This is a genomic window from Tsukamurella sp. PLM1 (assembly GCF_023168325.1).
Classification (GTDB): Bacteria; Actinomycetota; Actinomycetes; order Mycobacteriales; family Mycobacteriaceae; genus Tsukamurella.
The window spans coordinates 605,379-617,311 of record NZ_AP025688.1 but is presented as its reverse complement, the minus strand read 5'-3'; the positions used below and the strand labels follow the sequence as shown (position 1 = coordinate 617,311).

Genomic DNA, 11,933 nt, shown 5'->3' with positions numbered 1-11,933 from the left:
GCGCCGTCCTCTCGGTTCGATGCGGATTCGAAGTGGTGCGGTCAGTTCCAGCGTGCCGCAACGGCAGCGGCGTCCGACAGATCTCCGTTGGGCGCCTGCGGGTCCCGCGCGGGCGTGCCGGAGAACCGGGGTGCCGGGTAGGGGTGCAGGACACCCGCGACGCTGCGGTACAGGCCCCGCTCCGCGTTGTGCGGGTCGACGGCGGCCTCGTCGAAGGTGAGGACCGGCGTGACGCAGGCGTCCGTGCCGTTGAACACCGCCGCCCATTCGTCCCGGGTGCGGACGCTCACGGCGTCGGCGATCAGCTTGCGCAGGTTCGCCCACTCCGACCGGTCCTCCTGCTCCGGCCACTGGTCCGTATCCACGCCCAGGCGGGCGATGAACTCGCGGTAGAAGTCCGGCTCCAGCGCGCCGACTGCGATGTAGCCGCCGTCCGCGCACCGGTAGGTGTCGTAGAACGGGGCGCCCGAATCCAGGAAGTTGGTGCCGGGCTCGTCGGAGTACAGCCCCGCCGCGCGCAGCCCCTGGAGCTTGGCGGTCAGCGCCGCGACCCCGTCGACCATCGCGGCGTCGATGACCTGCCCCTTGCCCGTACGGGCGGCGGAGACGAGGGCGCACGCGATGCCGTAGGCACCCATGGCGCCGCCCGCGGCGTAATCGCCGAGCAGGTTGATCGGGGGCCGCGGGCCCTCGCCCTCGCGGGCCATGGCGTGCAGCGCCCCGGACTGGGCGACGTAGTTGATGTCGTGGCCGGCGTCGCGCGAACGCGGGCCGTCCTGGCCGTACCCGGTCAGGCGCACGTACACCAGCTTCTCGTTGTGCGGACGCAGGTCCTCGGGGCCGAGGCCGAGCCGCTCCGCGACGCCGGGCCGGTAGCCCTCGATGAAGACATCGGCGTCGGCCGCCAGGCGGATCACCGAGGCCTTGCCCTCCGGGTTCTTGAGGTCGACGGCGATCGCACCGACGGCGCGGTTGACGACGTCCTTCTCATCGGTCAGGCCCACGGTCGCGCCGAGGGCGCGGGCAGCGCGGTTGGGCGGCCGCACCACCCGTACCACATCGGCGCCCATGTCCGCCAACAACATCGAGACATAGGGCACGGGGCCCATGCCGGCCAACACCAGTACCTTCACACCGTCGAGCGGTCCGGTCACGTCCCCGTCTCCCTTCTGTCCTGGTCTCTGCGTGCGGGCGCTCAGTACGACCGCGGCAGGCCGAGGACCTGCTGCGAGACGAAGTTGCGCACCATCTCCTGGCTGAACGGCGCGTTCGGCAGCAGCCGCACCTCACGCAGCAGGCGCTCGATGTGGTACTCCTTCGCGTACGCGTAGCCACCCAGGGTGGAGAAACCACGGTTCGCGGTCTCGTAGCCCGCCTCGGCGCCGAGGTACTTGGCCGCCGCCGCCTCGGGACCGCAGGGCTTGCCCTCGTCGAACAGCTTGGCCGCGCTCATGGCCACCTGCCGGGCCGCGTGGATGCGGATCCAGGAGTCCGCGAGCGGGTGCGCGACGGCCTGGTTCTTGCCGATCGGGCGATCGAAGACGACGCGCGTCTTGGCGTACTCGGTGGCGATCTCCAATGCGGCGCGGGCGATGCCGATGCCCTCGAGGCCGACGACGATGCGCTCGGGGTTGAGCCCGTCGATGATGTAGTTGAAGCCGCGGCCCACCTCGCCGACCACGTCCTCGTCGGCGACGAAGAGGTTGTCGATGAAGAGCTGGTTGGTGTCGATCGCGGCGCGGCCCATCTTGTCGATCTCGTGGGCGCTGACGTGGTCGCGGTCCATCTCCGCGCAGAAGATGGTCATGCCGCGCAGCGGGTGCTCGTCGTCGCGCGGGCTGGTGCGGGCGAGCAGCAGGATGCGGTGCGCGTTCTGGGCGTTGGTGATGAACACCTTCTCGCCGTTGATGACCCAGCCGCCGTCGACCTTCTCGGCCTTCGTCTTGATGCGGGAGGTGTCGACACCGGCCGAGGGCTCGGTGATGCCGAACGCCAGCAGCATCTCGCCGGAGGCGATCTGCGGCAGGTACTTGCGCTTCATCTCCTCCGAGCCGTACTTGACGATCGGCGCCGGCGGGAAGACGTAGAAGTGGATGGCGGAGCCGCCGGACATGCCGGCACCGGAGGCCGCGATCTCCTCCATCATCGCGCCGGCCTCCTGCAGGCCCAGGCCGAGCCCGCCGTACTCCTCCGGGATCATCGCGCCGAGCCAGCCGCCGGCGGCGAAGGCCTTGACGAACTCCCACGGGTACTCGTGGTTGCGGTCCTTCTCGAGCCAGTAGTCGTTGTCGTACTTGCGGGCCAGGGCGCGGGTCGCCTCGCGGACGACCTCGATGTTGGTGCCGGTCTCTTCAGACATATCAGTTCTCCTTGTTGTCATCCGCGTAGACGGGAATCGCTTCGAGGGTGGCGGGATCGAGCGAGGACATGTCCCCCGCGTCCGCGCCGAGGAAGCGCGCGCGGATCGCGCGGCGCATGATCTTGCCGTTCTTCGTCTTCGGCAGACAGTCCACGGAATACACCGTGGGCGCGAAGGACCGGCCGGCGTTCGTGGTCGCCGCGTCCTGGAGGTCCGACGGTGCCGCGCCCGACTCGCGCAGGACGGCGAAGGCGACGGCGCGCTGGCCGCGCGCCTCGTCGGGCACGCCGATCACCGCGACCTCGGAGATACGCGCATCGCGCAGGAGCGAGGTCTCGATCTCGGCCGGACCCACCCGCCGGCCCGACAGCTTGAGCGTGTCGTCCGAACGGCCGTGGATGAGCCACATCCCCCGCTCGTCCACGGAGGCGAGATCGCCGTGCACCCAGACGTTTTCGAACCGGCTCCAGTACGTGTCCAGGTACCGTTCGCGGTCCTGCCAGAAGGCGTGCGTCTGGCCCGGGAAGGTGTTCAGGACGGCGAGCTCGCCGATCTGCCCAACGACCGGTCGACCGTCGTCATCGACGACCGCGGCGTGCACGCCGGGCAGTGCGCCGTTGAAGGCCGCCGCGTCGGCGGGCAGGAACGGGTAGCCGACGATGATGCCGCCGCCGACCTCGGTGCCGCCGCTGTAGTTGATGATCGGAACGCGCCCCTTGCCGATCTCCTCGAACAGCCACCACCAGGTGGGGATGTCCCAGGCCTCGCCCGTGGAGACGAAGGACCGCAGGGTGGGCACGTCCGCGAGCGCCTCGTCGCCGGCGGCACGCAGCGCGCGGGCGGCCGTGGGGGCGATGCCCTGGACGGTGACGCCGTTGCGGTTGATGACGTCCCACATGCGTCCGGCGTTCGGATACGTGGGCAGGCCCTCGATCATCACGATCGTGGCGCCGAGCTGCAGCGGCCCGGTCATCAGCATGGGGCCGACGAGCCAGCCGAGATCGGTGATCCAGCAGACCACGTCGTCGTCGTGGACGTCGAAGGCGTAGCCGAAGTCGATGGCCGTCTTGACGGCGAACCCGCCGTGGCTGTGCACGATCCCCTTCGGGCGGCCCGTCGTGCCCGAGGTGTAGACGATCGCGAGCGCGTCGTTCGACTCGGTCGCCGCGACGGGGACCGGGACGGGATCCGCGGGCAGGTCGTGGAAGTAGACGTCGCGGCCGGCCTGCATCGTCACGTCCGAGCCCAGGTGCCGTACGACGACGACCGTCTGCACCGACGGCGCCATCGCGACCGCGGCGTCGGCGACGACCTTCATCTCGACGGGCTTGCCCCGGCGGGTGGTGCCGTCGGCGGTGACGAGGACCTTGGCCTCGGAGTCCTGCAACCGGGTCGCGAGGGCCTCCGGTGCGTAGCCGCTGAACGTGGGGACCACGACAGCGCCGAGGTGTGCCGCGGCCAGGTAGGCGACGACGGCCTCGGGCACGACGGGCATGAACAGGACGATGCGGTCACCGCGCTCGACGCCGAGTCCGGCGAGATTCGCCGCGAAAGCGTGCACCTGCGCAGAGAGCTCGGCGAAGGTGAGGGTGCGCCGCTGCCCTGCGTCACCCTCGTAGACGACGGCCGTCTTGTCGGCGTACGGGCCGCTCGCGTGCCGGTGCGCGGCGAGCTGTGCCACGTTGATCACGCCGCCCGTGAACCACTTCGGGAAGGGCTTCCCCTCCGAGTCGTCGAGCACCGCGTCGAACGGACTGCTGAACTCGATGTCCAGGTCCGCGACCGCGGCGCGCCAGAACCAGTCGGGGTCCGCTACGGCGCGCTCGTTCAGGGCGGCGACGGAGTCGACGTTCCAGCCGCGCATCGCGGCGAGCAGCCGGCTGCGACCGCGCACCTCGTCGGTGGGGACCCAGGCGAGTGTGTCGGATCTGTTCTCCGCCATCTCGTTTCCTTCCTGCGCGGCCGCGGCCGCATCGTCGGATATCGGTTGCGCGAGCGATCAGGCGGTCGGGCCCGAGGCCTTCGTGAGCATGAGGCCCACGCGAGTGGCCTCGCAGACCACCTCGTCGCGCTGGTTGATGCCGCGGTGCTTGAAGGTCACGATCCCGGAATCGTCGCGCTTCTTGGACAGGCGCTTGTCCACGATCTCGGTCTCGACGCGGATGGTGTCGCCGTGGAAACAGGGCTTGGCGAACTTGATGTCCGAGAAGCCGAGGTTGCCGAGAGTTGTGCCGTAGGTGGTCTCGTGCATCGAGATGCCGCAGACCAGGCCGAGCAGGAACAGACTGTTGACCAGCCGCTGCCCGTGGATGGAGTTCTTGCTGTACTCGGCGTCCAGGTGCAGCGGCGCCATGTTCAGGGTCATGGTGGAGAACAGCACGTTGTCCGCCTCGGTGACGGTGCGGCGCACCGTGTGCTCGATGACCGAGCCGACCTCGAACTCCTCGTAGTACAAACCCTGCATGGTGCGGTCCTCTCTCGTTCTCCGGCGACTGTCGCCAGGTGTGACCCAGAGCATATCCAAAATATATTATATGCACAAGACCTGACCGTCGGGCCGGTTCAGCGAATCGAGACCTTGTGTCCAGCGTCTCAATATATTATATCTAGTAGAGACGTCCACGAAGGGAATCGAACGACATGTCCGAGGTCAGCCAGGAAGATTTCGAGCAGATCCAGGCGCAGGTGCGCCAGTGGATCCGGACCCGGGTCGTCCCCCGCGAGCGGGAGATCGCCGACACCGATGCGATTCCCGAGGACATCCGGCAGCAGGCCAAGGACATGGGCCTGTTCGGGTACGCCATCCCGCAGGAGTGGGGCGGCCTCGGACTCGACCTCGCCCAGGACGTGGAACTCGCGATGGAGTTCGGCTACACCTCGCTCGCGGTGCGTTCGATGTTCGGCACCAACAACGGCATCGCCGGCCAGGTCCTGGTCAACTTCGGCACGGACGAGCAGAAGGCGACGTGGCTGGAGAAGATCGCCTCCGGCAAGGTGGTCGCCTCGTTCGCCCTCACCGAGCCCGGCGCCGGCTCGAATCCGGCGGGCCTGCGCACCAAGGCCGTCCGCGACGGCGAGGACTGGGTCATCGACGGCGAGAAGTGCTTCATCACCAACGCCAAACTCGCGGACCTGTTCGTGACCTTCGCCCGCACCCGGCCCGCCGATGGCAACGGTCCCGGCATCGCCGTCTTCCTCGTGCCCGCGGGCACGCCGGCCTCGAGGTCGCGCACCACGACGAGAAGATGGGCCAGCAGGGCGCGTGGACGTCGAACGTCTCGTTCAGCGGCGTCCGCGTGCCCGCCGCGGCGCTCGTGGGCGGCGACGAGGACACCGGCTACCGCGCCGCGATGACCTCGCTCGCCCGCGGTCGCGTGCACATCTCGGGCCTCGCGGTGGGCTCCGCGCAGCGCGCCCTCGACGAGTCGGTGCGGCACGCCGCCGTCACCACCCAGGGCAGCACCCCGATCGGCGACTTCCAGCTCGTCCAGGCGCATCTCGCCGACATGCAGACCGGGATCATGGCCGGCCGCGCGCTAGCCCGCGACGCGGCGGCCAAGTACGTCTCCGGCGAGGACCGGCGCATCTCGCCGTCGGTCGCCAAGCTGTACTGCACCGAGATGGTCGGCCAGGTGGCCGACAAGGCCGTCCAGATCCACGGCGGCTCCGGCTACATGCGGGAGATGACCGTGGAGCGGATCTACCGCGACGTCCGCCTGCTGCGCCTGTACGAGGGCACCAGCGAGATCCAGCGCCTGATCATCGGTGGTGGGCTGGTCCGCGAGGCCAAGAGGGCGCTGAAGTGACGAGCGCCGACCTCGACGGCACGATCCGCACGGCGGGCACGCTGCTGTTCGTGCCCGCGGACCGGCCGGAACGGTTCGCGAAGGCCGCCGCGGCCGGAGCCGACCTGGTGATCCTCGACCTCGAGGACGCCGTCGCACCCGAGAACAAGGAGGCCGCGCGGGCGAACGCCGCGGCCTGGGCCTCCGAGCATCCCTGCGCCGTGCGGATCAACGCCGCCGACACCCCGTGGTACGTCGCCGACGTCGCCGACGCCGCCCCGACCGGCTGCGCGATCGTGCAGCCGAAGGCGCAGGACCCGGTGCAGCTCGCGACGCTCGCCACCGCCCTCGGGCCCGACGCCGCGATCGTCGCGCTGGTCGAGACGGCCCGCGGCGTCCTCGAGGCGCCGCGTCTCGCCAACGTGACCGGCGTCGTCCGCCTTGCGCTCGGCAGCTTCGATCTCGGCGCCGAGATCGACGTGGATCCCGTCGACCGCGAGGCACTGCTCCCGACGCGGGGCGCGCTCGTCCTCGCCTCCGCCGCCGCCGGGCTGCCCGGCCCCGTCGACGGGGTGACCGCAGCCCTCGACGACCCGGCCCTGCTCACCGACGAGACCGCGTACGCGCGCCGGCTCGGCTTCGCCGGGAAGCTGTGCATCCACCCGAAGCAGCTCGGCCCCGTCGCCGCCGCGCTACGCCCCTCCGACGCGGACGTCGCCTGGGCCGAGAGCGTCGTCGCCGCGGTCGCGGCTGCCGGCGACGGCGTCGCCAACGTCGACGGGACGATGGTCGACAAGCCCGTGGTGGACCGCGCCCGCCGCATCCTCGCCCGCATCGCGAACCACCAGAACTGAAGGAGCACACCATGACCAAGCCTCTGCTCGAGGGCAAGACCGCCGTCATCACCGGAGCCGCGCAGGGCATCGGCTACTCCATCGCGGAGCAGTTCGTCGCCGAGGGTGCCCGTGTCGTGATCGCCGACGTGAATCTGGAGGCCGCGCAGGCAGCCGCCGAGAAGCTCGGCGGGTCCGCCGTCGCCATCGGCAGCCAGTGCGATGTGACCTCCGCCGACGCCGTGCAGGCCACCCTCGACGCCGCAGCCGCGGCCTTCGGCCCGGTGAACGTGATGGTGAACAACGCCGGTATCACCCGCGATGCCACCATGCGGAAGATGACCGAGGAAATGTTCGACCAGGTGATCAACGTGCACCTCAAGGGAACCTGGAACGGCACCCGCCTGGCGGGCGCGGTGATGCGCGAGAACGGCGGCGGCACCATCGTCAACATGAGCTCACTGTCCGGCAAGATCGGCCTCGCGGGCCAGACGAACTACTCCGCCGCGAAGGCCGGCATCGTCGGCCTGTCCAAGGCGGCCGCGAAGGGCTCGCGCACCTGGGCGTGCGGGTCAACGCGATCCAGCCCGGACTGATCCGTACCGCGATGACCGAGGCCATGCCGCAGAAGGTCTGGGACGCGAAGATGTCCGAGATCCCCATGGGCCGCGCTGGCGAGGTCTCCGAGATCGCCTCGGTCGCACTGTTCCTCGCCTCCGATCTCTCCTCGTACATGACCGGCACCGTGCTCGAGGTGACCGGCGGGCGGTTCATGTGAGCGCGCCGGTGTTCCCCTCGTTCCCCGGCTGGGAGCCGCACCTCGAGATCACCGAGGAGCTCATCGATCCGAATCCCGTCGCCGCGCTGGCCGCACTGTTCGACGACGGGCTGCCGACTCCCGGCGCCGGTGATGTGCTCCCTCCGCTCTGGCACTGGGTCGCACTCCCCGCTGGAACGCCTCGGTCTGCTGGGCGCCGACGGCCACCCGCGCAAGGGCGGCTTCCTGCCCCCGGTGGACCTGCCGCGCCGCATGTTCGCCGGCGGCCGCGCCACCTTCCATCGGCCGCTCACTGTCGGCGCCACAACCCGCCGCGAGGCCGAGGTGACGAATGTTGCGGAAAAGACGGGCCGCTCGGGGCGCCTCGTGATCGTCGACGTCACGTACCGGCTGTTCAACGGCTCGGGTGACCTCGCCGTCGAGGAGGTGCAGAACCTCGTCTACCGTCCGGCGGCGGAGCGGCCCGTCGATTCCGCGGCGGCACAACCCAGCACTCCGGCCGAGGTGCCCGTGACGCAGCCAGTCCCGGGCCCGCCGCTGCACCGGAGCTCGGACACCGAGTGGAGCTTCCGCACCGATCCCTCTCTGCTGGCACGGTTCTCCGCCGCGACCGCCAACGCGCACCGGATCCACTACGACTGGCCCTACGCCACCCGCGAGGAGGGCTACCCCGGGCTGGTCGTGCACGGCCCGCTGCAGGCGCTCACACTCCTGGAAACGCACCGGCTCGCCGGCGGAGCCCCCATCACCTCGCTCACACACCGCGGCCTCGCGCCGCTGTTCTGCGGCCAGGCCGCCACGCTCGTCACCACCCCGGCCGACGGCGGGGCGGCGCTCGCCCTGTATGGCCCCGGCGGCGTGGACGCCGGCCCGAACGCCACCGTCGACCTGACCTTCTAGGAGAAGCCATGCCCCGCACGATCTCCAGTCTCGAGGAGCTGCGCTCGCTGCTCGGCGAGACCATCGGCCCCAGCGAGCCGATCACCGTCGACCAGGCCCGCATCGACCTGTTCGCCGACGCCACCGGCGATCACCAGTGGATCCACGTCGATCCCGAACGCGCAAAGGACGGACCGTACGGCACCACCATCGCGCACGGCTACCTCACGCTGTCGCTGATCCCCGTGTTCAACGCGGATTTGGTGCAGCTCGCCTTCGGCACGGCACGGGTCAACTACGGCGTCAACAAGGTCCGCTTCCCGGCGCCTGTGCCGATGGGCTCGCAGGTGCGTGCCTCGGTGACCTTCACCGACGTCACCGAGAACGCCGCCGGGACCTTGGTCACCGCGAAGTTCGTCCTCGACGCGGGTGGCCCCAAGCCCGCGTGCATCGCCGAGACACTCGTTCTCGTCACCCGGTAGCCACCCCTCCGTCGCTCACGAAGGAGCGCATCATGACCGATTCGACCGACGTCCTCGAGGACCTGCTCCGATCCCGCTGGAGCTGCCGCGCCTATCAGGACCGGCAGGTCCCGCACGAGACAATCGAGCGTCTGCTGACGCTGGCCCAGCGCTCCGCCTCGTGGTGCAACACCCAGCCCTGGCAGGTGATCGTGACCAGCGGCGAGGGCACGGAGAAGTTCCGGACAGCGCTCTCGGACTGGGCCGCCGACCACGACGCGAAGTTCGACTTCGACCCTCCCGCCGAATACCGCGGCGTGTACCGCGAGCGCCGCCGCGCATCGGGCTGGCAGCTGTACGAGGCCGTGGGCGTCGCCAAGGGCGACCGGACTGCCTCGGCCAAGCAGGCAGCACAGAACTTCCGGCTGTTCGGCGCTCCGCACGCCGTCATCGTGACCACCGACGCCGTCCACGACCTGTACGGCGCCGTCGACACCGGCCTGTACGTGGGCACGTTCCTGTTGGCCGCGCGGAGCCTCGGGCTCGGGGCGATCCCGCAAGCCGCGATCGCCGGGCACTCGCAGCTGGTCCGTGAGCACTTCGCCATCCCCGAGGACCGGAAGGTGCTCCTGGGCATCTCGTTCGGATACCCCGACGAGGACGCCCCGGCCAACGGCTACCGCACCGCCCGCGCCGGGCTCGACGAAGTCGTCACCTGGGTCGATCACTGACCTCACCGGTTCCCGGAAACGAACGAGGGCCACGCCGGCGGCGGGCCCTCGTTGTGCGTCTCGCGCCCGCGAGACGATGGTCGATCAGGCGGAAGCGAGCTTCTCCGCGAAGAACGGCGCCGCCTCGGCGACGGCGCGCTTGACATACTCGGGGCCGTCGTAGAAGTCCATGTGCGCGGCACCGTCGACGATGACGAGCTTCTTCTCGCTGCGTGCGCGCGCATGCAGCTCGGTCGAGTGCCACAGCGAACCGGCCTCACTGCCGGCCACGATGAGCACCGGCTGGGTCAGCAGGTCCTCCACCAGCACGAAGGCATCGAAGCCCAGGATGCGCGGGATCGACTGCGCGAACAGGTACTTGTTCTGCGCGTTCGGGTGCTGGGCGCGCGGCGTCAGGTAGTAGTCCGAAGCCTCGGCCATATCGCGCGGGACCTCTGGGGTGATCTCCGCAGGGACGTACGGCAGGGTCGCGGCGTCGCCGCCGGTCGTGGCTTCGACGGTGCGCCGGCCGGAGGCACCGTCGCGGGTGGCGACCGCGTCCGAGTCCTGGCCGGATCCGTCCCATCCCTTCCGCCACGCCGAGCCGATGTTCACCGCGGAGACGGTGCCGACGGCCTTGATCCGCGCGTCCACCTTGGTGGCCGCCACGGCGTAGCCGCCCCCGGCGCACACGCCCCAGGCACCGATCCGCTCGGCGTCCACGTAGTCGAGCGACTGCAGGTAGTCCACGGCGGCGCTGATGTCCGCGACCCGGGCCGCCGGGTCCTCGAGGAAGTGCGGCTCGCCGCCGGACTCGCCCTGGTACGACGCGTCGTACGCGAGGGTGACGAAACCCTCCTCGGCCAGCTTGCCAGCGTACAGGCCGGCGGTCTGCTCCTTGACCCCGCCGCCCGGATGGACCACGACCAGCGCGGGGTAGGTCCTCGCGGCGTCGAAGCCGTCCGGCAGGTTCAGCTCGCCGGCCATCGTGATGCCGTTGTTGTCGAAGGTGACTGCGGTCATGAGTTCTTCTCCTTCAGGTGCTGTCTTCCGAGCGCTCTGCTCGTTCGGTGATACCCACGATGCCGGGCCCACACATCCCGCAACAGAGGCCCGTCATCGGGGGTACCGGCAGCACCTGTCTCGGCGCCTGGACGATGCGTAGCCTGCAGATATGGAGATCGCGCAGGGGATCAAGAACTTCCTCACCACGCGGCGCGCAAGGATCACGCCGGACATGGTGGGGCTGCCGTCGGCCGGCCGCCGCCGCGTACCGGGCCTGCGTCGCGAGGAGGTCGCGATGCTGGCCGGCCTGTCCGCCGAGTACTACATCCAGATCGAACGCGGCAGGGTGGCAGGCGTTTCCGAGGACATCCTGCACGCGATCACCCGCGCATTGCGCCTCGACGACGTGGAGGCCGAGCACTTCCTCACCCTGACACGCGCCGCCTCGACCAAGCCCTCCCGCCGTGCACCTCGGGCCCGCGCCTCGGTCAGCCCGACCCTGCAGGCGATCCTCGACTCGATGGTCACCGTGCCGGCGGTGATCCTGGCACCGAACCTGGATCTCGTGGCGGGTAATGCGCTCGGCCTCGCCCTCTACGCGCCCGTGACCGGCACCGTCGGCCGGGCCAACGCGGCGCGGTTCCTGTTCCTGGATCCGGATGCCGACCGGACGTTCCCGGACTGGAACACCGCCGCGGACGATGCCGTCGCCATGCTGCGCGCAGCCGCAGCCGCGGACCCGCAGGCGAAGTCACTCACGGGGCTCGTGGGCGAGCTCTCCACCGCCAGTGATGAGTTCCGCACCAAGTGGGCCGCACACCGGGTGGTGGCACATCGGCGGGGCGCCAAGCGATTCCGGCATGAGGCGGTGGGCGAGATGGCGCTGTCGTTCGAAGCGCTCGAGATCTCCGGATCCGGCGGACTAATGGGAAGTGCCGGTCAGCTTGGATCGATGTTCGGCAGACTTGGCAACTGGTAGCCGCTGCTGGGTGAGCACTCTCGCGGACTGGGCCTTCGAGCCCTTGGGTCAGATCGTGCCCCCAGCGGTGCGCCAGGAAAGGTCGATCGCTGCTGGGATGTCGTGCCGGCCCTGCTCGGCAGGTGTGTGAGTACTGGTCCATTA

General features: G+C 70.0%; 10 protein-coding genes and 2 pseudogenes. 7 read left to right on the top strand and 5 right to left on the bottom strand.

Going from position 1 to position 11,933, the window contains the following annotated elements; translation table 11 throughout:
• Nucleotides 1-41 precede the first annotated feature (41 nt).
• The 4 genes from MTP03_RS03240 to MTP03_RS03225 are packed head-to-tail and all read right to left on the bottom strand — an operon-like array spanning nt 42 to nt 4,823.
• Nucleotides 42-1,154: a CaiB/BaiF CoA-transferase family protein gene (locus tag MTP03_RS03240; protein WP_248490714.1), complete on the bottom strand. Its 1,113-nt coding sequence runs from the start codon at nt 1,152-1,154 to the stop codon at nt 42-44.
• A gap of 41 nt (nt 1,155-1,195) precedes the next feature.
• A complete protein-coding gene (locus tag MTP03_RS03235; protein WP_248490713.1) occupies nt 1,196-2,359 on the bottom strand; it encodes an acyl-CoA dehydrogenase family protein in 1,164 nt (387 codons plus the stop codon).
• Nucleotide 2,360: 1 nt separating this feature from the next.
• A complete protein-coding gene (locus MTP03_RS03230; RefSeq protein ID WP_248490712.1) occupies nt 2,361-4,301 on the bottom strand; it encodes an AMP-binding protein in 1,941 nt (646 codons plus the stop codon).
• A gap of 57 nt (nt 4,302-4,358) precedes the next feature.
• Nucleotides 4,359-4,823 carry a MaoC family dehydratase gene (locus tag MTP03_RS03225; RefSeq protein ID WP_248490710.1) on the bottom strand — a complete coding sequence of 155 codons (465 nt, stop codon included), beginning with the start codon at nt 4,821-4,823 and terminating at the stop codon, nt 4,359-4,361.
• Nucleotides 4,824-4,999: 176 nt separating this feature from the next.
• Here MTP03_RS03225 and MTP03_RS03220 point away from each other — a divergent pair.
• From MTP03_RS03220 to MTP03_RS03195, 6 genes and pseudogenes are all read left to right on the top strand, one after another.
• Nucleotides 5,000-6,165: pseudogene (locus MTP03_RS03220) on the top strand (acyl-CoA dehydrogenase family protein).
• Nucleotides 6,162-6,998: a CoA ester lyase gene (locus MTP03_RS03215; RefSeq protein WP_248490709.1), complete on the top strand. Its 837-nt coding sequence runs from the start codon at nt 6,162-6,164 to the stop codon at nt 6,996-6,998. The pseudogene MTP03_RS03220 and the gene MTP03_RS03215 overlap by 4 nt, the downstream one beginning before the upstream one ends.
• 11 nt (nt 6,999-7,009) lie before the next feature.
• Nucleotides 7,010-7,755: pseudogene (fabG, locus tag MTP03_RS03210) on the top strand (3-oxoacyl-ACP reductase FabG).
• A 132-nt stretch (nt 7,756-7,887) separates the two neighbouring features.
• The gene (locus tag MTP03_RS03205; protein ID WP_371820951.1) at nt 7,888-8,655 is read left to right on the top strand and encodes a MaoC family dehydratase N-terminal domain-containing protein; all 768 of its coding nucleotides are present in this window, start codon (nt 7,888-7,890) and stop codon (nt 8,653-8,655) included.
• Nucleotides 8,656-8,663: 8 nt separating this feature from the next.
• Nucleotides 8,664-9,116, top strand: a complete 453-nt coding sequence (locus MTP03_RS03200) for a MaoC family dehydratase (protein WP_248490708.1) — start codon at nt 8,664-8,666, stop codon at nt 9,114-9,116.
• A 32-nt stretch (nt 9,117-9,148) separates the two neighbouring features.
• Nucleotides 9,149-9,826: a nitroreductase gene (locus tag MTP03_RS03195; RefSeq protein ID WP_248490706.1), complete on the top strand. Its 678-nt coding sequence runs from the start codon at nt 9,149-9,151 to the stop codon at nt 9,824-9,826.
• 84 nt (nt 9,827-9,910) lie between these two features.
• Here the strand turns inward: MTP03_RS03195 and MTP03_RS03190 are convergent, their stop codons facing one another.
• Nucleotides 9,911-10,828 carry an alpha/beta hydrolase gene (locus MTP03_RS03190; RefSeq protein WP_248490697.1) on the bottom strand — a complete coding sequence of 306 codons (918 nt, stop codon included), beginning with the start codon at nt 10,826-10,828 and terminating at the stop codon, nt 9,911-9,913.
• A gap of 151 nt (nt 10,829-10,979) precedes the next feature.
• On the opposite strand from MTP03_RS03190, the gene MTP03_RS03185 reads away from it, so the two are divergent.
• On the top strand, nt 10,980-11,789 hold the full coding sequence (locus tag MTP03_RS03185; protein WP_248490695.1) for a helix-turn-helix domain-containing protein: 810 nt from the start codon (nt 10,980-10,982) through the stop codon (nt 11,787-11,789).
• The last annotated feature ends 144 nt before the right edge of the window (nt 11,790-11,933 follow it).